General features: G+C 73.3%; 21 protein-coding genes. 9 read left to right on the top strand and 12 right to left on the bottom strand.

Annotated elements, in window-relative coordinates; translation table 11 throughout:
* Window positions 1-23 precede the first annotated feature (23 nt).
* Both QF032_RS12405 and QF032_RS12400 read left to right on the top strand, forming a co-directional pair.
* Entirely contained in the window at window positions 24-287 is a 264-nt protein-coding gene (locus QF032_RS12405; RefSeq protein ID WP_307056005.1) for a hypothetical protein, read from the top strand.
* Window positions 284-670, top strand: a complete 387-nt coding sequence (locus QF032_RS12400; RefSeq protein ID WP_306952819.1) for a hypothetical protein — start codon at window positions 284-286, stop codon at window positions 668-670. Before QF032_RS12405 ends, QF032_RS12400 begins: the two co-directional genes overlap by 4 nt.
* 187 nt (window positions 671-857) lie before the next feature.
* Here the strand turns inward: QF032_RS12400 and QF032_RS12395 are convergent, their stop codons facing one another.
* The 6 genes from QF032_RS12395 to QF032_RS12370 form a co-directional block, all read right to left on the bottom strand.
* Window positions 858-1,280, bottom strand: a complete 423-nt coding sequence (locus QF032_RS12395; RefSeq protein ID WP_307056004.1) for a transglycosylase SLT domain-containing protein — start codon at window positions 1,278-1,280, stop codon at window positions 858-860.
* A 336-nt stretch (window positions 1,281-1,616) separates the two neighbouring features.
* A complete protein-coding gene (locus tag QF032_RS12390; protein ID WP_307056003.1) occupies window positions 1,617-2,480 on the bottom strand; it encodes an ECF transporter S component in 864 nt (287 codons plus the stop codon).
* The gene (locus QF032_RS12385; RefSeq protein WP_307056002.1) at window positions 2,477-4,285 is read right to left on the bottom strand and encodes an ABC transporter ATP-binding protein; all 1,809 of its coding nucleotides are present in this window, start codon (window positions 4,283-4,285) and stop codon (window positions 2,477-2,479) included. Before QF032_RS12385 ends, QF032_RS12390 begins: the two co-directional genes overlap by 4 nt.
* Window positions 4,282-5,355, bottom strand: coding sequence for a CbiQ family ECF transporter T component (locus QF032_RS12380; RefSeq protein WP_306952824.1), 1,074 nt, complete (start codon window positions 5,353-5,355; stop codon window positions 4,282-4,284). Before QF032_RS12380 ends, QF032_RS12385 begins: the two co-directional genes overlap by 4 nt.
* Complete coding sequence (locus QF032_RS12375; RefSeq protein ID WP_307056001.1) at window positions 5,348-6,109, bottom strand: SCO2322 family protein; 762 nt, start codon at window positions 6,107-6,109, stop codon at window positions 5,348-5,350. The genes QF032_RS12380 and QF032_RS12375 overlap by 8 nt, the downstream gene beginning before the upstream one ends.
* A complete protein-coding gene (locus QF032_RS12370; protein ID WP_307056000.1) occupies window positions 6,106-7,350 on the bottom strand; it encodes a prenyltransferase/squalene oxidase repeat-containing protein in 1,245 nt (414 codons plus the stop codon). Before QF032_RS12370 ends, QF032_RS12375 begins: the two co-directional genes overlap by 4 nt.
* A 319-nt stretch (window positions 7,351-7,669) precedes the next feature.
* Here QF032_RS12370 and QF032_RS12365 point away from each other — a divergent pair, with 319 nt between their 5' ends.
* Window positions 7,670-8,320 carry a phosphotransferase gene (locus QF032_RS12365; protein ID WP_307055999.1) on the top strand — a complete coding sequence of 217 codons (651 nt, stop codon included), beginning with the start codon at window positions 7,670-7,672 and terminating at the stop codon, window positions 8,318-8,320.
* 5 nt (window positions 8,321-8,325) lie between these two features.
* On the opposite strand, the gene QF032_RS12360 is transcribed toward QF032_RS12365, so the two are convergent.
* Window positions 8,326-8,784 carry a nuclear transport factor 2 family protein gene (locus QF032_RS12360; RefSeq protein ID WP_307042357.1) on the bottom strand — a complete coding sequence of 153 codons (459 nt, stop codon included), beginning with the start codon at window positions 8,782-8,784 and terminating at the stop codon, window positions 8,326-8,328.
* Window positions 8,785-8,833: 49 nt separating this feature from the next.
* The gene (locus QF032_RS12355) at window positions 8,834-9,895 is read right to left on the bottom strand and encodes an MBL fold metallo-hydrolase (protein ID WP_307055998.1); all 1,062 of its coding nucleotides are present in this window, start codon (window positions 9,893-9,895) and stop codon (window positions 8,834-8,836) included.
* A 130-nt stretch (window positions 9,896-10,025) separates the two neighbouring features.
* Here QF032_RS12355 and QF032_RS12350 point away from each other — a divergent pair, with 130 nt between their 5' ends.
* From QF032_RS12350 to QF032_RS12340, 3 genes are all read left to right on the top strand, one after another.
* Window positions 10,026-10,268: a hypothetical protein gene (locus QF032_RS12350; protein WP_307042353.1), complete on the top strand. Its 243-nt coding sequence runs from the start codon at window positions 10,026-10,028 to the stop codon at window positions 10,266-10,268.
* 109 nt (window positions 10,269-10,377) lie between these two features.
* Window positions 10,378-11,835 carry an aldehyde dehydrogenase gene (locus tag QF032_RS12345; protein WP_307055997.1) on the top strand — a complete coding sequence of 486 codons (1,458 nt, stop codon included), beginning with the start codon at window positions 10,378-10,380 and terminating at the stop codon, window positions 11,833-11,835.
* 6 nt (window positions 11,836-11,841) lie between these two features.
* Window positions 11,842-12,075, top strand: coding sequence for a ferredoxin (locus QF032_RS12340; protein WP_307042349.1), 234 nt, complete (start codon window positions 11,842-11,844; stop codon window positions 12,073-12,075).
* Window positions 12,076-12,353: 278 nt separating this feature from the next.
* Here QF032_RS12340 and QF032_RS12335 read toward each other — a convergent pair whose 3' ends face one another.
* Entirely contained in the window at window positions 12,354-12,983 is a 630-nt protein-coding gene (locus QF032_RS12335) for a TetR family transcriptional regulator (protein ID WP_307042347.1), read from the bottom strand.
* 242 nt (window positions 12,984-13,225) lie between these two features.
* On the opposite strand from QF032_RS12335, the gene QF032_RS12330 reads away from it, so the two are divergent.
* Genes QF032_RS12330 through QF032_RS12320 form a run of 3 tightly spaced genes read left to right on the top strand, consistent with a single transcriptional unit; the run spans window position 13,226 to window position 16,496 of the window.
* Window positions 13,226-14,701, top strand: a complete 1,476-nt coding sequence (locus QF032_RS12330; protein WP_307042345.1) for a glycosyltransferase family 4 protein — start codon at window positions 13,226-13,228, stop codon at window positions 14,699-14,701.
* Window positions 14,695-15,429, top strand: a complete 735-nt coding sequence (locus QF032_RS12325; protein ID WP_307042343.1) for a class I SAM-dependent methyltransferase — start codon at window positions 14,695-14,697, stop codon at window positions 15,427-15,429. The genes QF032_RS12330 and QF032_RS12325 overlap by 7 nt, the downstream gene beginning before the upstream one ends.
* Window positions 15,426-16,496 (top strand): prenyltransferase, encoded by a 1,071-nt coding sequence (locus QF032_RS12320; protein ID WP_307055996.1) that lies wholly within the window; start codon window positions 15,426-15,428, stop codon window positions 16,494-16,496. The genes QF032_RS12325 and QF032_RS12320 overlap by 4 nt, the downstream gene beginning before the upstream one ends.
* Before the next feature lie 79 nt (window positions 16,497-16,575).
* Here QF032_RS12320 and QF032_RS12315 read toward each other — a convergent pair whose 3' ends face one another.
* From QF032_RS12315 to QF032_RS12305, 3 genes are all read right to left on the bottom strand, one after another.
* Window positions 16,576-16,866 carry a hypothetical protein gene (locus QF032_RS12315; protein WP_057583141.1) on the bottom strand — a complete coding sequence of 97 codons (291 nt, stop codon included), beginning with the start codon at window positions 16,864-16,866 and terminating at the stop codon, window positions 16,576-16,578.
* 64 nt (window positions 16,867-16,930) lie between these two features.
* Complete coding sequence (locus QF032_RS12310) at window positions 16,931-17,941, bottom strand: LLM class F420-dependent oxidoreductase (protein WP_307042340.1); 1,011 nt, start codon at window positions 17,939-17,941, stop codon at window positions 16,931-16,933.
* 103 nt (window positions 17,942-18,044) lie between these two features.
* Window positions 18,045-18,881: a DUF5336 domain-containing protein gene (locus tag QF032_RS12305; protein WP_306952846.1), complete on the bottom strand. Its 837-nt coding sequence runs from the start codon at window positions 18,879-18,881 to the stop codon at window positions 18,045-18,047.
* Window positions 18,882-18,916 lie beyond the last annotated feature (35 nt).

Below are 18,916 nucleotides of genomic sequence, written 5' to 3'. Positions count from 1 at the left end.
ATACGTGGACGTATACTTCCGGCATGAGCGATGCGATGATTCGAGTCCCTGCCGAGGTGCGGGACCGGCTGGCGGTGATCGCCGAGTCGAGAGGCACGTCGATTCGGTCCCTGGTCCAGGAGTTCGCGGAGTCGACGCTGACCGAGGAGGAGCGCCGGGAGCGTGCCGAGCGGACCCGTGCCTACCTCGCGGAGCACTTCGGTGTCGAGGTGAGCGACGGCGAGAGCGCGGCCATGGGGCGCAGGCTGCGGGAGGCCTTCGCCCGGCAGCAGGATGACGCCGCGTGATCCTTCACCACCTGGTCCTGGACACGCCGACGCTGCTGGCGTTGTCCGGCAACCGGCAGGTGTCCGCGCTGATCCACCGGGCTCACTTCGAGACGGAGACCCGCTTGTGGGTTCCGACCCTGTCGGTTCTGGAGGCCGACCGCGAGCACCTCGGGATCGCCGAGCACGTCGGCCAGCTGGAGGTCCTTCACACCGTCGACCTGGATTACGCGGCGGCGCTCGCGGTGGCCAGACTGCATCGCAACGGTATTCCCCCGGGGGTCGGGGCGGCGATCCACGCTGCCCGTCACCTGCCCGAGTGGGGTGCGGCCGCTGTTGTCGCCACCGTGCATGCGAAGGCGTACGAGGGGTGCGGCGTGCCCACCCTGGATCTCACCCGCTGAGACGGTCGGACCGGACGCAGGCGCATGGGCATGCGCGAACGCCGAAGGCGACGGCCCGGGGGATCGGGGGCCGCCGCCTTCGGCGCGTATCGGGGCGCGCGAAGCGCGGGTCACGCGGTGGGGCTCAAGCGGGTGGAGCGGGTGGAGCGGGTGGTGCAGGCGGCGCGAGCGGTGCGGTCGGCGTGGCTCAGTACCAGCCGTTGGCCTGCCAGAAGGTCCAAGCGCCGACCGGGCTGCCGTAGCGGGAGTTCATGTAGTCCAGACCCCACTTGATCTGGGTCTTGGCGTTGGTCTTCCAGTCGGAGCCGGCCGAGGCCATCTTGGAGCCGGGCAGGGCCTGGACGAGGCCGTAGGCGCCGGAGGAGGCGTTGGTGGCGTCGACGTCCCAGCCGCTCTCGTGCTTGACGATGTTGGAGAAGGCCTTGTACTGCGCGGCGTCCGGGATCATCTTGTGCGCGATCGCCTGGGCCTTGGAGGTGGAGGACGCGGACGTCGTCGCGGCGTGGGCCGGGGCGGCGGACAGCGCCAGACCCGCGGTGGCGGCGGCCACGGCGATGCCGGTGAGGGCCTTCTTCGGGGAAGCGATGCGACGGATGACGGAGACGGACACGAAGAACCTTTTCTTTCGGGGACGGTGGCGGTCGCCTGCATGCCGGAGCCACGCGGTGCGTGGCCGCACCGCGTGGTGTGCGGTGAGTGGCTGCATGCCGCGGCGCCGAGGCCCGTGGGCTCGTCGGCGCCGTGCGACGTCATCCAGAGAAACAGGATCGGCCGCTGCCCGCAAAGACCCCTTTTGCTAGTGGACGTCGTATGTCGGGAGCGGGGCGCCGGTGTGACCTGGCTCTCAACGTGCAGGTCGGAGGGCCTAATGGCATGCGCATGGCATCCAATTTGCCCGACTAGTTCGATTAGTAGGTGATGTGGGTCATGTGGGGTGGTTCACCGGTCAACGGCGCTCGGGGGCCGTCCGAGGGGCCTCGAATGTGACCGCGGTCTCGAAGGCGGCCCGCCGGGTGGCTCTGCGCAGCGCCTTCAGCACCGCCGGACCGAGCGTGCAGGTCAGCAGCACCGTGACCAGCGCCCGCCCCAGGTCCCAGCCCAGCGACGTCGCCACGCAGTACGCCACGAAGCGGGCCAGGTTCGCCGGGACCGTCCCGTCGGGATCGAAGGCGACCCCCGAGGCCAGCGTGCCCATGAAGGGCCAGCCGGCCAGGTTCATCGCCGTGCCGTAGGCGAAGGCGGCCAGGAAGCCGTACACCGACAGCAGGAGCAGTTCGCCACGGCCGCGCAGCCGGTCGCCGCCCGGCAGCAGGCCCGCGCCCATCGTGAACCAGCCCATCGCCAGCATCTGGAACGGCATCCACGGGCCCACCCCGCCCGTGAGCAGCGCGGACGCGAACATGGTCACCGACCCGAGGACGAAACCGAAGCCCGGACCGAGGACCCGCCCGCTCAGCACCATCAGGAAGAACATCGGCTCGATGCCCGCCGTCCCCGCGCCGAGCGGACGCAGCGCCGCGCCCGTCGCCGCCAGCACGCCGAGCATCGCCACCGCCTTCGCGCCCAGCCCGGACTCCGAGATCGTCGCCGCCACCACCGCCACCAGCAGCACCAGCAGGCCCGCGAAGAGCCAGGGAGCGTCCTGGGCGTGGGCGTTCAGCGCGGAGGCGGGCGGGGCCAGGAAGGGCCAGCCGAAGGCGACCACGCCCACCGCGCCGACCAGCGCCAGGGCGGCGAGGGAACGCGGGCCCAGCCGGACGGGACGGGGCCGCCGCCCGGGACGTGGCCGCCGCCCGGGGCGGTCCGTCATCGCAGCGCCTCCCTCACCTGCGCGACCGTGAGCCACCGCTGCGGGGCCAGGATCTTCGTCACCTGCGGGGCGAAGGACGGCGAGGAGACCACGACCTCGGCCGTCGGGCCGTCCGCGATGATCTCGCCCTCGGCGAGCAGCACCACCCGGTGGGCCAGTTCCGCGGCCAGCTCCACGTCGTGCGTGGCCAGCACGATCGCGTGTCCGGCGGCCGCCAGCCCGCGCAGGACGGCGACCAGCCGGGCCTTCGCCGCGTAGTCCAGACCACGGGTCGGCTCGTCGAGGAGGAGGAGCGGCGGGCGCGCGGTGAGGACGACGGCCAGCGCGAGGGTGAGGCGCTGGCCCTCGGAGAGGTCGCGGGGGTGGACGCCGTCCGCGATGCCGGGCAGCAGCTCCGAGACCAGGGCGCGGCAGGAGCCGGGCTCGGCCCGCGCGTCCCGGTCGGCGGCCGCGCACTCGGCGGCGACCGTGTCGGCGTACAGCAGGTCGCGCGGCTCCTGCGGGACCAGTCCGACGCGGCGGACCAGGTCGCGGGGCGAGGCGCGGTGCGGGACGGCGCCCGACACGAGGACCGCTCCCGCGGACGGCTCGACCAGGCCCACGAACGTGTTGAGCAGCGTCGACTTGCCGGCCCCGTTGCGGCCCATGAGGGCGATGGTCTCGCCGGGCGCGACGGTGAGGTCGACGCCGCGCAACGCCTGGACGCCGGCCCGGCGGACGCCCAGCGAACGGGCCTCGGCGGGGGGCGCGAGGGTGGTGGGCACCTCGGGGGAAGGGGAAGGGGCGCGGCGCAGGAGGCGGCGGGCGGGGCGGGGGACGGGGCGGCGGGCCCAGAGCCTCGCGGACGGCGTCTGCGCCGGGGACCCGACGACCGGTGCAGGCACAGGTGCAGGCGCAGGTGCAGGCGCAGCCGCAGGTTTCGGTGCCGGTGCCGCCGACCCGGCGTGAGCGTCGCCGGGCGCGTTGCCGGTGTCTCGGGATATTTCCAGGGTGGCGAGGCGTTCCCGCAGCTCGGCGGCCCTTCGGCGGGCGTCGCGGACCGTCAGCGGCAGCGGCGACCAGTCCGCCAGCCGGCCCAGGGCCACGACCGGCGGGAACACCGGGGAAACGGCCATGACGTCCGCCGGTGCGCCGAGCACGGGGGCCGCGCCGGGGGCGGGCAGCAGGGCGACCTGGTCGGCGTACTGCAGGACGCGCTCCAGCCGGTGCTCCGCCAGCAGCACCGTCGTCCCCAGGTCGTGGACCAGCCGGAGCAGGACGGCGAGGACCTCCTCTGCGGCGGCCGGGTCGAGCGCGGACGTCGGCTCGTCCAGGACGAGCACCCGGGGGTGCGGGGTGAGCACCGAGCCGATCGCGACGCGCTGCTGCTGGCCGCCGGAGAGGGTGGCGATGGGGCGGTCGCGCAGGCCGGCCAGGCCGAGCAGGTCCAGGGTCTCCTCGACGCGGCGGCGCATCACCTCCGGCGGGAGGCCCAGCGACTCCATGCCGTAGGCGAGTTCCTCCTCGACCGTGTCCGTCACGAAGTGCGAGAGCGGGTCCTGGCCCACCGTGCCGACGACATCGGCGAGTTCACGTGGTTTGTGGGTGCGGGTATCACGGCCGGCGACCGTGACCCGTCCCCGCAGGGTCCCGCCGGTGAAGTGCGGGACGAGGCCGCCGACCGTGCCCAGGAGCGTCGACTTGCCCACCCCCGACGGGCCCGCCAGCAGCACGAGTTCGCCCTCGGGGATCTCGAAGTCGACGCCGGTGACTGTGGGTTCGGCGACGCCCTCGTACGTCACGGAGACGTTCTCGAAACGGATCACGACGGCTCCTCGGACACGAACGCGGGCAGCAGGCCGATCAGGACGGCCGCCGCCGGCCAGAGCGGGAGGGCGGGCGCGGTCAGCGGCACCACCCCGGGATGCAGGACCGCCGGATCGGCGGACGCGGCGACGACGAGGAGAGCCGCGACGGCGACCCCGGAGGCGGCGACCAGACAGGCGCGAGGTGTCCAGCGGTCCGGACGGTACCGGGTGCGCGGGGAACGGCGGCCCCCCAGGCGCAGCCCGGCGAGGGCGGCGACGACCCCGGCGAGCAGCACCGGCAGCCCGTAGGTGCCGCCGGCCGCGGTGAGCAGGCCGTACGTTCCCGCGCAGACGCCGAGCAGGCCGCCCAGGGTGAGGGCGGCGGTCGTCCGGCGGACGGGGGCGGCGACGTCGGCGGTGCGGCCGTAGCCGCGGGCGTCCATCGCGGCGGCCAGCGCCACCGAGCGTTCCAGCGCGCCCTCCAGGACCGGCAGGCCCACCTGGAGCAGGCCGCGCAGACCCCGGTCCGGGCGGCCCCGCAGACGGCGGGCGGCCCGTAGCCGGTGGACGTCCGCGACGAGGTTCGGGGCGAACGTCATGGCCACCACGACCGCCACACCCGTCTCGTAGAGGGCGCCGGGCAGGGTCTTCAGCAGACGGGAGGGGCTGGCCAGGGCGTTCGCCGCACCCACGCACACCAGCAGGGTGGCCAGGCGCAGGGCGTCGTAGAACGCGAAGAGCAGGCCCTCGGCCGTGACCGCGCCGCCCAGCCGGATGCCCTGCGCCCAGTGCGGAAGCGGGACTTCGGGGAGCGTGACGAGGACGTGCGTGCCCGGGATCGGGGAGCCCAGCACGACGACGAAGACGATCCGGACGACCAGCACGGCGAGGGCGAGTTTGAGGAACGCCGCGTAGGAGCGGGCCCAGGGCGTGTCCGGACGGCACACGGCGACGACGTAGGCGGACACCGCGAGGAGCAGGCCGAGGAGGAGAGGGTTGGAGGTGCGGGTGGCGGCGGTGCCCAGACCGAGGGCCCAGAGCCACCAGGCGGCGGGGTGGAGTCGCCGGCGGGAGCGGCGGTCAGCCATTCCGGCGCGAACCCCGCCGCCGTGCCTGCCACACCGCTGCCGCGGCGAGCACGGCCACGGCCGCCGCGCCGCCGTAGACGCCGAGCGACGGGCCGCCGCCGCTGTCACCGCTGTCGCCGTCGCCGGCCTCGGGCTGGGTCGTGGGCTGCCCCATGGGCTGCTTTGTCCCATCCGTCGGCTGCGGCGGCTCCGTCGTCCCGCCGGCCGAGGCGTCCGCCGACCCGGCCGTCGCCACCTGCTCCCCGCAGCCCTTCTCCGGGTAGCCGGCGATCGCGCACAGCAGGGCGTTCGCGTCGTAGCGCAGGGGCTTGGCGACGGCGGCGAGTGCCTCGGCCGTCGTCGCGGCGGGGGAGACCCGGGCGCACGCCGTGCGCGGCGAGGGCGAGGGCGGGCTCTCGCCGCCCGGGGCGTCCGCCGCCGTGCCGAAGTCGAGGACCAGGGCCACGCGCTTGGTGCCGGCCCGCGCGGGCGTCCCGGCGCAGATCACCGTGAACGAGGCCGCGCCGCGCGGCTGCGACGCGTCCTGGGAGTCCGCGCTGACGGCGAACCGGAAGCCCTGCACGTCGCCGTCGGCCGGGCGGGCGAGGGACGGCCCCTGGGTCGCGTACGTCCAGTGGTCGCCGGCGCGGTCCCAGAAGGACCAGTAGCGGTAGCCCGCCGCCTGGGCCGAACCGGCCGAGCCGACCACGCCGGCCGCGCCCGTGAGGACGAGCGACAGCGCGGCGAGGACGACGGCGACGCGACGGCGTGTCACGGCTGCCGCTTCCGGCCGCGGGCGCTGATCAGGAACCCGATGCCGATGCCGGCGACGAGGAAGACGCCGACGATCACCCAGACGCTGTAGCCGGAATCCGAGTTGCTCTTCTTGTCGGTGTCGGTGTCGGTGTTCTTGCCGGCGTCGCCGGCCGGCGCGGTGGCCTGCGGGGCCGGGCCCGTCGCGTTGAGCTGTGCGACCAGGTCCGTGCCGCCGAAGGCGCGCATGTCGGCGCCCGTGGCGTGGGCGGCGAAGACCAGCTGGGCGTAGGCGGCCGGGCCGCTCTGCTTCGCCCAGGCCGACGCGTTTTTTTGAAGCCAGGCGAGGGGTTTCTTCGCCTGCTCGGCCGCGCCCTGGGCGGCGAGCGCGACGACCGCGTCGGCGGTGTTGCCGTAGTCGGGCTGGTCCTCGGCGCCGGGCAGGGCCGACGTGAGGTGGCCGGTCGCGGCGACCGCCCGGGCGAGATGGGCGGCGCCGTTGCGGGCGAGGTCGGCCGCGGTGAGCGCGCCGGGCGTGCCGCCGCACACGGGGGCCGCCGAGGTCTTTCCGGCCGTCGCCGCGAAGCCCTCGCCGAGCGCGCCGAGCACGCCCGCCGCCGTCGCGTCCGCGTTGGCCGCGAGGGCGCCCTTCTTGTCCGGCTGGTAGGCGAACGCGCCGCCGCCGTCGCCGCCGCACGGGAGGGAGAGCTTCCCGAGCGCGTCGAGCGGCGATTTCCCGGCCTTGCGCACCCGCGCGGGCTGCTCCCCGGCCGCCGCCAGCGCCCCCGCCACGACGGACGTCGAGTTCGCGTCGCTCGCCCCGCCCGCGGAGTAGCCCCAGCCGCCGTCGGCGTTCTGGACGGACTTCAGCCAGCCGACCGCCTTCTCCGCCGCGGCCCGGTGACCGCCGAGGGCGGCCAGCGCCTGGACGGCCGCGGCCGTGCTGTTGGTGTCGGTCATCACCTTCGCGTCGCAGGGCTTGGCGGGGTCGGCGCGGAAGGCGGCGAAGGCGCCGTTCGCGCACTGCTGCCCGGCCAGCCACGTCACGGCCCCGTCGGCGGGGGTGACGCCCACGGTGTGCTGTGCGAGCAGGGCCAGCGACTGACGCCAGACGCCGTCGTAGGTCGGGTCGGAGGTCCCGTACAGCCCGGCGGGCCTCGCCGTCGACGGGGCGGGGGACGGTGTGGCGGCCACGGCGGGGACGGCAGCGCCCAGCACGACGGTGGCGGCGGCGAGAGCCGTGGCGCTACGGCGGACGTTCATGATCGGCGGGTGCCTCTCCCGGTCGGGGAGCCGGGCAGCACGGGGCACCCCGGCGGCTCGGCTCCGTATGCCTCGACGGTGCCGTGCGACGGCGGGCCTGCCGACGCACGCGAGCCGGTCACGTCCCGTACCGGGCGATCCGGCTCTACGGAAAGGGGCCTCCCCGGGGCGAGCGAAGTCGAAGCTTGGGGCAGGGTCGGCGCCGGAATTGCGCCGGCTTCCCCCTGTACGGGCGTGGACGACGCGGCCACTCTACCGGCAGGTAGGAATCGGCCCGAGGGGGGCTGTGCGAGGCCGACACGCAGGTAGATTCATGTCCATGCCAGTTGCGGGGAGACTGCTCGGCTCGGGTCGCACGGCCGACGTCTACGAGATCGACGAGGACTGGGTGCTGCGCCGGGACCGGGAGGGCTGGGGCGACGCGGTCGCCGAGGCGGCGGTGATGGCGCATGTGCGCGCGCACGGCTACCCGGCGCCCGCCGTCCGGCCCCCCGTCTCGCGCGTCGACCTGATCATGGAACGGCTGGACGGGCCGACGATGCTCCAGGCGCTGACTGCGGGCGCGCTGGACGCGGGGGAGGCGGGGGAGATGCTCGCCCGGCTGCTGCGCGCCCTGCACGCGGTGCCGGGGCGGGTCTCGGACGGCGCCCGCGTCCTGCACCTCGACCTGCACCCCGACAACGTCGTCCTCGCCCCCGACGGCCCGAGGGTCATCGACTGGACGAACGCGGAGGACGGCGACCCCGGCCTCGACTGGGGCACGTCGGCGGTGATCCTCGCCCAGGTCGCCGTATCCGCCGAGCCGGTCGCGGCGCCGGCCCTACCGCCCTTGGCCCGCGCGACGCTGACGGCGCTTCTCGCCGACCCGTCCGACCTCACCGAAGAGGGGCTGGCGCAGGCGCTGCGGCGACGGGCCGCAAACCCGACGGTGAGCCCGCAGGAGACGGAACTCCTGCGCGCCGGCCGCTGAGTTGATCAGGTCGCTGACGGAGTAGCGGCGAGCGGTGTCGGGCCTCCGAAGGGGAGGAACAGGACCCGTCGCGCCAGCAGCCACGCGCCGTCGACCCGGCGGAACGCGTCCTCGTAGTGTCCGACCTGGACGGGCGGGCCGGCGGGGACGACGCCGCCCTCGTAGCCGTCGACGCGGTGCGTCGAGAAGTACGAGACGGCGTGCGCGGTGTCCGGCCCGGTCGCCGTGACGAGGATGTTCGCCATCAGGCGGCGCGACAGCCGGTCGGCGGGACGCGAGCCGAAGTACTCCCGCAGGGCCGCCCGCCCCACGACCAGCCGCTCGCCGGCCGGCCACTCCCAGCTGCCGTCCTCGGTGAACAGCTCGGCCACGGCGGCGGGTTCGCCGAGGTCGAGACGGTGGACGAAGTCGATGACGAGGCGTTCACAGGCGCGTTCGGCGACGAGGCGTTCGTGGGAGTCCATACGTCTGTCTAACAGGCGCGATCACGGTGCGGCGAACCCTTTACCGGGGTCACACCGCCATGTACGTCACCGGCTCGCTCCCCGTCACCGCCTCCGCCCGGCCCTGTTTCACGAGCCGGCGCAGATGCGCCTCCGCCTCCGAGACGGCGATGTTGCGGGAGCCGTAGGGGATGGCGTCCCAGGGCCGGTTCCACTCCATGCGTTCGGCGACCTGCCAGGCGGTGAGCGGGGCGGAGAGGAGGGCCAGGAGGCCGGTCAGGCGGTCCTCGTGGTGGGCGAGCAACTCCCGTACGCGGGAGGGGGCGTCGGTGAAGGCATGCTGGTGGGCCGGGAGGATCTCGGCGGGGCCGAGGCGGCCGACGCGTTCGAGGGAGTCCAGGTAGTCGCCGAGGGGGTCGGTGACGGTGTCGTCGTCCGGGTCCTCGTAGAGGCCGATGTGAGGGGTGATCTCCGGGAGCAGATGGTCGCCGGAGAACAGCCGGCCGTGGCCGCCGAGCCGGGCGGGGTGTTCCTCCTCCAGATGCAGGCAGACATGGCCCGGGGTGTGGCCCGGGGTCCAGATCGCGCGCAGCCGGCGGCCGGGCAGGTCGAGGAACTCGCCGGGGACGATCTCCCGGTCGGGGAGGGCGGGCGCCAGGCCGGGCAGCGTGCGGCGGCGGGTCCGAGTCGTGCGCAGAGGTGCGATGTGCTCCTCGGGGGCGCCGGCGGCCGTGAGCTTGTCCGCCATGTACGTGTACCAGCGCTCGGGCCGCGTCCCCCTGGTCCGCCTGACGATCGCGGCGTCCGCCGCGTGCATGGCCACCCACGCCCCGGAGGCCTCCCGCACCTTCCCGGACAGGCCGTGGTGGTCGGGGTGATGGTGGGTGACGACCACCCCGTGCAGGGCCTCGACGGACGTGCCGCAGGCGGCCAGCCCGGAGGTCAGGGCCTCCCAGGCGGACGGGTCGTCCCAGCCGGTGTCGATCAGCACCGGCCCGCGGTCGGTGTCGACGACGTACACCAGGGTGTGACCGAGAGGGTTGTCGGGGATCGGCACCCGCAACGAGCGGACTCCGCCGCCATGGTCGAACGTGCCGGGCCCGTCGGCGGGACTGCTCTGACTGCTCTTCATCTGCCCTCCGTCACCCGACCGCCGCCCACTATAACTAGAACTGGTTCCAATGGATGCTCAAGTCGACTGTTCGTGCGGACGGTTGAATGTGCGGTGACATCGGTGACATAGGTGGCGGGAGGGAGTGCTCATGCGGCATACGTCGGACGAGCATGCGCATCAGTCGGTAGGTCGGCCCGACTACCTGACCGACCGGCAGTGGGCGGGGCTGGCGCTCGGGGTGCTCAGCGGCGTGGTCGAGGGGTGTGACCGGGCTGAGCTCGAGGGGGCGTGGGCGTCGGAGCTGGGGGTTGCCGCGTTGCAGGGGCTGCTGGTGCGACTGGACGAATTGATGGCGCGGGGCGACGCGCGGGGTGGCGCGGCGGGCGGCTGACCCGGGCGGAGAAGCCGCTGGTGAGGGCGGGTTCGGTGGCGACCCTGGCTTAGTGTGACCGGAACTGGTATCAGTTTCTGAAATACCGTCAGAAACGAAGGCAGTGGCCATGGCCGAACTCGTGGAACACGGACAGCTGTTCATCGGTGGCGCGTTGACGGACCCCCTGGGCGATGCCGTCATCGAGGTGATCTCGCCGCACACCGAGGAGGTCATCGGGCGGGTTCCGCACGCCTCGCGGGCCGATGTGGACCGTGCCGTCGCGGTCGCCCGGCAGGCCTTCGACGAGGGGCCCTGGCCCCGGCTCCCGCTCGATGAACGGATCGCGGTCGTCACCCGGATCAAGGACGGCATCCTCGCCCGTCACGAGGAGCTCGCCCGGGTGATCTCCGCCGAGAACGGCTCGCCGTACTCCTGGAGCGTCCTCGCGCAGGCCCTCGGCGCGATGATGGTGTGGGACTCGGCGATCAAGGTCGCCGGCGACTTCACCTACGAGGAGCGGCGCGACGGCGTGCTCGGCAGGATCCTCGTGCGGCGCGAGCCGGTCGGCGTGGTCGCGGCCGTCGTCCCCTGGAACGTCCCGCAGTTCGTGGCCGCCGCCAAACTCGCGCCCGCGCTGCTCACCGGCTGCACCGTGATTCTCAAGCCGTCGCCGGAGACGCCGCTGGACGCGTACGTCCTCGCGGACATCGCGCGGGAGGCGGGGCTGCCGGAGGGTGTGCTGTCGATCCTCCCCGCGGACCGCGAGGTGAGCGAGTACCTGGTCGGGCATCCCGGCGTCGACAAGGTCTCCTTCACGGGTTCGGTCGCGGCCGGCAAGCGGGTCATGGAGGTGGCGTCCCGCAACCTCACCCGGGTCACCCTCGAACTGGGCGGGAAGTCGGCGGCCGTGGTCCTGCCGGACGCGGACATCGCCACCGCCGTGCCGGGGATCGTCTCGGCCGCCTGGATGAACAACGGCCAGGCCTGTGTCGCCCAGACCCGCATCCTGCTGCCGCGCTCGCGCTACGACGAGTTCGCGGACGCCTTCGCCGCAGCGGCGGCCGCGCTGGTCGTCGGCGACCCGCTGGACCCGGCGACCCAGGTCGGTCCGCTGGTGGCCGAGCGCCAGCAGCGCCGAAACCTGGACTACATCCGCATCGGCCAGGAGGAGGGCGCGAAGATCCTCACGGGCGGCGGACGTCCGCCGGGCCTGGAACGCGGCTGGTACGTCGAGCCGACCCTCTTCGGCGACGTCGACAACTCCATGCGGATCGCCCGCGAGGAGATCTTCGGCCCGGTGATCTGCCTGCTGCCCTACGGCGACGAGTCCGAGGCCCTCAAGATCGCCAACGACTCCGACTACGGCCTCAGCGGCAGCGTGTGGACGGCCGACGTCGAGCACGGCATCGAGATCGCGCGCGAGGTCCGCACCGGGACGTACTCCGTGAACACCTTCAGCCTCGACATGCTCGGCCCGTTCGGCGGCTACAAGAACTCCGGACTGGGCCGGGAGTTCGGGCCGGAGGGGTTCGGCGAGTACCTGGAGCACAAGATGATCCACCTGCCGGCGGGCTGGGAGGGCTGAGCTGCCATGGGCGACCGCTGGCACGTCGAGGTGGACCGCACCCTGTGCATCGGCTCCGCCCAGTGCGTCCACCACGCACCCGGCGGCTTCCGGCTGGACACCGCACGGCAGTCCCATCCGGCCGATCCGGACACGGACGCCAACGAGCGGGTGCTGGCCGCGGCGGAGAGCTGTCCGGTGGAGGCGATCATGATCACGCTGGTCGGGAACGGCGAGGCGGTCTTCCCTCCCGACGAGTGAGAAATATTCGATTTGGGGGGTTTCATTCGGGTTGGCGTGTTCTATGCTGGTAAAGGCCTACGAGGCGAGTGAGGGAGTTCGACCGGAGTAGCCGACTCGGGCGCGACGCCGCATGACAGGGCATCCGCCGGGGCCGACGTCGACGGACGGACTGAGGGACCGGAAGGCCGCAGGCCAGGGCCGGACGGAGACCCCCGGTCGTCTCGTAGGTCTTCTGCGTGCGCAAGTCTTCGCGTGCGCGCGGACTCCCCCGGGCCGACGGCTACGGGGGCCGGCGGCTACGGGTGCGCGCCGGGGGGCTTCGGGTCGGTCACGTCGATCAGCCGGCACACCGTCTCGATGTCGATGCGCACCTGCGCGATGGACGCGCGACCGGACAGCCAGGTGATCAGCGCCGAGTGCCAGGTGTGCTCGATGACGCGGACCGCGGAGAGCTGCTCGGGTGTGGGGTCGGTCAGTCCCATCGAGTCCAGGATGATCGCCGTCGTCTGCCGGGACACCTGGTCCACCTCCGGCGACACGCTGCGGTCGGCGAAGGTCAGCGCGCGGACCATCGCGTCCGCCAGATGCGGCTCGCGCTGCAGGGCGCGGAAGGCGCGCATCAGTGTTTCCGCGACGCGATCCGCGGCGCTCTCGCCGGTCGGGGGCTTCTTGCGCAGCGTGCCGTGCATGTGCTCCAGCTGGTCCTGCATCGTGGCGACCAGCAGATGCACCTTGGAGGGGAAGTAGCGGTAGAGCGTGCCGAGGGCGACCTGCGAGGACTCGGCGACCTCCCGCATCTGCACCGCGTCGAAGCCGCCCCGGCTGGCCAACTGCGCGCTCGCGTGCAGAATGCGGCGACGGCGCGCCTCCTGACGCTCGGTGAGAGGCGAGTGCGCCGGGCGCGGTGGGGTGGCATCGGCAGACATGGGTCCCGCTCCGGTCCGTTCCGTGACGGTCGTGGTGACCGTCGGTGAGGGGGCGGTGATCATGCGGCTGGGCGGAGCGGCCGACCCGGGCCGGCCGTGGCGTGAATCACCTGATCCACTGCTCTCGGCGCTCCTACCTGCCGGTAGATTCAGAGCCTCCCGAACGATCAAGTTTGAAACTTGTTCTAGATTAGCGTCCCGTCGTAGTCTCGCGGGACAATGCAGGCAGAAGGGGGCCCGGAGTGACCGCTGAGGCCAGTCAGGCGGGGTCCCGGCGTGACCGTGCTTCCGACGGCGAGCGACCGCTCAAGATCGCACTCCTCACCTATAAGGGGAACCCGTTCTGCGGGGGCCAGGGCGTCTACGTACGGCATCTGTCGAGGGAGCTCGCCCGCCTCGGGCACAGCGTCGAGGTGATCGGCTCCCAGCCCTACCCCGTGCTCGACCCGGGGCTCGAGGACCGCCTCACCCTCACCGAACTGCCCAGCCTCGACCTCTACCGCCAGCCGGACCCCTTCCGCACGCCCGGACGGGGCGAGTACCGGGACTGGATCGACGCCCTGGAAGTGGCGACGATGTGGACCGGCGGGTTCCCCGAGCCGCTGACGTTCTCCCTGCGCGCCCGCCGCCATCTGCGCGCCCGCCGCGGGGAGTTCGACGTCGTGCACGACAACCAGACCCTGGGTTACGGCCTGCTGGGCGACGTCGGCGCGCCGCTGGTCACCACCATCCACCACCCCATCACCGTCGACCGGCAGTTGGAGCTGGACGCCGCCGACGGACGACGGCGACGCCTCTCGGTGCGCCGCTGGTACGCGTTCACCCGGATGCAGAAGCGCGTGGCGCGCCGGCTGCCCTCCGTGCTCACCGTCTCCGGCACCTCCCGGCAGGAGATCGCCGACCACCTCGGCGTGCACGACGACCGCATCCACGTCGTCCACATCGGCGCCGACACCGACCTGTTCTCGCCGGACCCGTCCGTGGCCGTCCTGCCGGGCCGGATCGTGACGACGTCCAGCGCCGACGTCCCGCTCAAGGGTCTGGTCTTCCTCGTCGAGGCGCTGGCCAAGGTGCGCACCGAGCACCCGCACGCCCACCTCGTCGTCGTCGGCAAGCGCCCGCAGGAGGGGCCGGTCGCCCAGGCGATCGAGCGGTACGGCCTCGAAGGCTCCGTCGAGTTCGTCAAAGGCATCTCCGACGCCGAACTCGTCGACCTGGTGCGCTCCGCCGAGGTCGCCTGCGTGCCGTCGCTGTACGAGGGCTTCTCTCTGCCGGCCGCCGAGGCCATGGCCACCGGCACCCCGCTGCTCGCCACGACCGGCGGGGCCATCCCCGAGGTCGCCGGGCGCGACGGCGACACCTGCCTGGCCGTGCCGCCGGGCGACGCGGGGGCACTCGCCGCGGGCCTGGGCCGGCTGCTGGGCGACCCCGCCCTGCGGGCCCGGCTCGGCACGGCCGGACGGCAACGCGTGCTGGAGCGGTTCACCTGGGCGCGGGCCGCCGAGGGGACCGTCGCCCGGTACCGCGAGGCGATAACCGACGGCGGCCGCGCACGGGTCGCCCCGGCCTTCGACGCCCACGGCGTCACCGACACCCCCGACGCCTCCCCGGCCTCCGCGGCCGCCGGAAGCCCCGAGGCCGCAGAGACCGTCGAGGCCGTGGCGACGGCCGACGTCGTATCCGAAGCATCCGATCGCGAAAGCAGGGCCACGTGCTGACCGTCGACTTCTCCCGGTTCCCGCTCGCCCCGGGCGACCGAGTCCTGGACCTCGGCTGCGGGGCCGGGCGGCACGCCTTCGAGTGCTACCGGCGCGGCGCGCAGGTCGTGGCCCTCGACCAGAACGCCGAGGAGATCCGCGAGGTCGCCAAGTGGTTCGCGGCGATGAAGGAGGCCGGCGAGGCCCCCGAGGGCGCCACCGCCACCGCCATGGAGGGCGACGCGCTCGCGCTGCCCTTCCCCGACGAGTCCTTCGACGTCGTGATCATCTCCGAGGTCATGGAGCACATCCCGGACGACAAGGGCGTCCTCGCCGAGATGGTGCGGGTGCTCAGGCCGGGCGGACGCATCGCGATCACCGTCCCGCGCTACGGGCCCGAGAAGGTCTGCTGGACCCTCTCCGACGCCTACCACGAGGTCGAGGGCGGCCACATCCGCATCTACAAGGCGGACGAACTCCTCGAGAAGATCCGCGAGGCCGGCCTCAAGCCCTACGGCACCCACCACGCCCACGCGCTGCACTCGCCGTACTGGTGGCTGAAGTGCGCGTTCGGCGTCGACAACGACAAGGCGCTGCCCGTGCGGGCGTACCACAGGCTGCTGGTCTGGGACATCATGAAGAAGCCGCTGGCCACCCGGGTCGCCGAGCAGGCCCTCAACCCGCTGATCGGCAAGAGCTTCGTGGCCTACGCGACCAAGCCGCACCTGCCCGCGGTGGACGCGCGGTGACCACTCCCCGGACAGAACACCTGGTCCTGCCCGGGGTCCTCACCGCAGGGCAGGCCGCCGCGACCGTCGCCGGCATCCTCGCCGTGCAGCGGGAGGACGGCGCCATCCCGTGGTTCAGGGGCCACCACCTCGACCCCTGGGACCACACCGAGGCCGCGATGGCCCTGGACGCCGCGGGCGAGCACGAGGCCGCCGCCCGCGCCTACGCGTGGCTGGCCCGGCACCAGAACGACGACGGCTCCTGGTACGCCGCCTACGCCGACGGCGCCCACGACGACGTCACCGACCGGGGGCGCGAGACGAACTTCGTCGCCTACGTAGCGGTCGGCGTGTGGCACCACTACCTCTCCACCGGGGACGACACCTTCCTCGACCGGATGTGGCCGAGCGTGTACGCGGCGATCGAGTACGTGCTGCGGCTCCAGCAGCCGGGCGGACAGATCGGCTGGCGGCGCGACGACGACGGCACGCCCACGGCCGACGCGCTGCTCACCGGCTCCTCCTCGATCCACCAGGCGCTGCGCTGCGCGCTCGCCATCGCCGACCAGCGCGAAGAGGCGCAGCCCGACTGGGAGTTGGCGGCCGGCGCGCTGCGCCACGCGATACGACGGCACCCCGAGCGGTTCCTCGACAAGGACCGCTACTCGATGGACTGGTACTACCCGGTGCTGGGCGGCGCGCTGACCGGCGCGGAGGCCAAGTCCCGCATCGAGGCCGAGTGGGAGCGGTTCGTGGTGCCGGGCCTCGGCGTGCGGTGCGTCGTGCCCAACCCGTGGGTGACGGGCGGAGAGTCGGCCGAACTCGCCCTCGCCCTGTGGGCGATGGGCGAGTCCGACCGGGCGCTGGAGATCCTGCAGTCCATCCAGCACCTGCGGGACGCGGACTCCGGGCTGTACTGGACCGGGTTCGTCTTCGACGACGAAGCGGTCTGGCCCCGGGAACTCACCACCTGGACCGCGGGGTCGCTGCTGCTCGCGGTCGCGGCCCTCGGCGGCCACGAGGCCACCTGCGCCGTGTTCGGCGGCGAGCAGCTTCCCGCGGGACTCGAAGCGGACTGCTGCGCCTGAGGGAGGGGACGGACCGCCGCCCTCAGGCGCGGGACCGCCGCACCTGGGGGATCGGCGGCGCGGACCGCGCTCGGGGACGTCAGTGGCGGTGGACGCGGTTCGCGATGGCGTGGCCGACGAACAGGTACACCACCGCCGCCAGACCGTAGCCGGCCACGACCCTCGCCCACGCCTCGTCGAACGTGAAGAGGTCACGGGACCAGCCGGCCAGCCAGTTGGCGGCGTGATGGACGAACTGGACGAGGTCGTTGCCCCGGTTGGCGTCCAGCAGGTACATCAGGATCCACAGGCCGAGGATGACGGCCATGACGTCCGCTACCACCGCGATGACCGTTCCGGCGGAGTTGGAACCACTGCGATATCGAGACATGTTCTCCGGATTGCCGTTCGATTCCGGATGAAACCTCGGGCCGGGCGGCGCGGAACCGGCCGCGTCAGGAGTTGAGTTCCGCCAGCACCCGCAGCGTCGTCGGGTCCGGTGCGACCGCCAGCAGATCCGTCACCGGGCCCTTGCGCCACACCTCCAGCCGCTCGGCGATGCGTTCGCGCGGGCCGACGAGGGAGATCTCGTCGGCGAACGCGTCCGGCACGGCGAGCACGGCCTCCTCGCGGCGGCCGGCCAGGAACAGCTCCTGCACACGCCGGGCCTCCTCCTCGTAGCCCATGCGCGCCATCAGGTCGGCGTGGAAGTTGCGGGTGGCGTGGCCCATGCCGCCGATGTAGAAGCCGAGCATGGCCTTCACGCCCAACAGGCCCTCGCCGACGTCGTCGCAGACCTTGACCCGGGCCAGCGGCGCCACCCGGAAGCCCTCCGGCAGCTCCGCCACCGCCGGCCCGTACGCGTCCGGACGATTCGGCGACCAGTACAGCGGCAGCCAGCCGTCGGCGATACGGACCGTCTGGGCGACGTTCTTCGGCCCCTCGGCGCCCAGCAGCACCGGCAGGTCGGCACGGAGGGGATGGGTGATGGACTTCAACGGCCGCCCGAGACCCGTCGCGTCGGCGCCGCGGTAGGGGTGCGCGTGGAAGCGGCCGTCGAGCTCCACCGGAGCCTGCCGCCGCAGCACCTGCCGCACGACGTCCACGTACTCCCGGGTCGCCGTCAGGGGCGACTTCGGGAACGGCCGGCCGTACCAGCCCTCGACGACCTGCGGGCCGGACAGCCCGAGCCCGAGCATCACCCGGCCGCCGGAGAGGTGGTCCAGGGTCAGGGCGTGCATCGCGGTCGTGGTGGGGGAGCGGGCCGCCATCTGCGCGACCGCGGTGCCCAGCCTGATCGTCGACGTCCGGGCGGCGATCCAGGTGAGGGGGGTGAAGACGTCCGACCCCCACGACTCCGCCGTCCACACGGAGTCGTAGCCGAGCCGTTCCGCCTCGCGGGCCAGCTCCACATGATCGGGGGAGGGGCCGCGTCCCCAGTAGCCGAGCGCCAGACCGAGCCGCATGCCCGCCTCCTGACGGTGTGTCAGACAGAGAGGGCGACTGTACGGCAACGGCCCCCCGCCCGGAAGGGCGAGGGGCCGTGCACACCGTGGTGCGGAGCGGGGCTCAGCCGCGCTGGATGCCCGACGAGTCCCGCAGGACGCCGCGTCGGCCGTCCTGCGTCTGGGCGACGAGGCCCTGGGCGCCCTGCTCGACGGCCAGGTACCAGGTGCCGGGGGCCAGTTCGGCGATCGGCGTCGGCGCGCCGTCCTCCGCGTACAGCGGACGCGGCACCGGCACGGCGAACCAGAACGGCGAGAAGTCCCCGCCGGACGGCTGCGCCGGAGCCGGCTGACCGCCGCCGAACGACTGCGGACCCGGCTGGCCCGGCTGACCGGGCTGCCCCTGCGGCTGACCGCCGAACGCCGACGGCTGCTGCGCGCCCGGGTAGCCGTAACCGGCGGGCGGCTGCGCGCCGTACGGCTGCGGGGCCTGCGGCCTGGGCGCCGGGACGAGAGCGGCCTGCAGGGCCGGGACGAGCGGGGTGGCGACAGCGACAGCGGCGAGGAGCAGGGTGGCGACGAGGGCCAGGATCAGGCCCGCGCCGGCGTCGGGGCTGTTCGAGCTGTCACCGACGTTGTCGTAACCACCGGACGGGTCGAAGATGTTGCCGAGCGCGCTCCAGGCGGCGAAGACCGTGAAAGCCACGCCGAACTGGCGGAGTTCCAGGCCGGCGACCTTCGGCGGCTGCGGAAGCGCCCGGCTGACGACCACGAGCGCGGCGCCGATCAGGCCCGCCAGGACGACGCTGAACAGGACCGGCCCGCTGCCCCAGAGGTTCGGCAGATCGTAGCTGTCGGGGATCCCGTCGATCGAGTAGTTGTCCAGGAACGACGCGATGAACAGCAATACCGCTGCTCCGATCACCACGCCGTCGCCTCGAGTGAGGGAGCGGATATTCACTTCAGGTCCTTCGTCAGTCGTCTCGTCGTCGGTAC

This window comes from Streptomyces achromogenes, assembly GCF_030816715.1.
Classification (GTDB): domain Bacteria; phylum Actinomycetota; class Actinomycetes; order Streptomycetales; family Streptomycetaceae; genus Streptomyces; species Streptomyces achromogenes_A.
This window is presented reverse-complemented; position numbering and strand designations above follow the sequence as displayed.

What these genes read in the sequence shown, in the direction of transcription:
- QF032_RS12405 (WP_307056005.1), top strand. Translation starts at nt 24, where the DNA reads ATGAGCGATGCGATGATTCGAGTCCCTGCCGAGGTGCGGGACCGGCTG.
- QF032_RS12390 (WP_307056003.1), bottom strand. Translation starts at nt 2,480, where the DNA reads ATGACGGACCGCCCCGGGCGGCGGCCACGTCCCGGGCGGCGGCCCCGT.
- QF032_RS12380 (WP_306952824.1), bottom strand. Translation starts at nt 5,355, where the DNA reads ATGGCTGACCGCCGCTCCCGCCGGCGACTCCACCCCGCCGCCTGGTGG.
- QF032_RS12370 (WP_307056000.1), bottom strand. Translation starts at nt 7,350, where the DNA reads ATGAACGTCCGCCGTAGCGCCACGGCTCTCGCCGCCGCCACCGTCGTG.
- QF032_RS12365 (WP_307055999.1), top strand. Translation starts at nt 7,670, where the DNA reads ATGCCAGTTGCGGGGAGACTGCTCGGCTCGGGTCGCACGGCCGACGTC.
- QF032_RS12360 (WP_307042357.1), bottom strand. Translation starts at nt 8,784, where the DNA reads ATGGACTCCCACGAACGCCTCGTCGCCGAACGCGCCTGTGAACGCCTC.
- QF032_RS12355 (WP_307055998.1), bottom strand. Translation starts at nt 9,895, where the DNA reads ATGAAGAGCAGTCAGAGCAGTCCCGCCGACGGGCCCGGCACGTTCGAC.
- QF032_RS12350 (WP_307042353.1), top strand. Translation starts at nt 10,026, where the DNA reads ATGCGGCATACGTCGGACGAGCATGCGCATCAGTCGGTAGGTCGGCCC.
- QF032_RS12345 (WP_307055997.1), top strand. Translation starts at nt 10,378, where the DNA reads ATGGCCGAACTCGTGGAACACGGACAGCTGTTCATCGGTGGCGCGTTG.
- QF032_RS12340 (WP_307042349.1), top strand. Translation starts at nt 11,842, where the DNA reads ATGGGCGACCGCTGGCACGTCGAGGTGGACCGCACCCTGTGCATCGGC.
- QF032_RS12335 (WP_307042347.1), bottom strand. Translation starts at nt 12,983, where the DNA reads ATGTCTGCCGATGCCACCCCACCGCGCCCGGCGCACTCGCCTCTCACC.
- QF032_RS12315 (WP_057583141.1), bottom strand. Translation starts at nt 16,866, where the DNA reads ATGTCTCGATATCGCAGTGGTTCCAACTCCGCCGGAACGGTCATCGCG.
- QF032_RS12310 (WP_307042340.1), bottom strand. Translation starts at nt 17,941, where the DNA reads ATGCGGCTCGGTCTGGCGCTCGGCTACTGGGGACGCGGCCCCTCCCCC.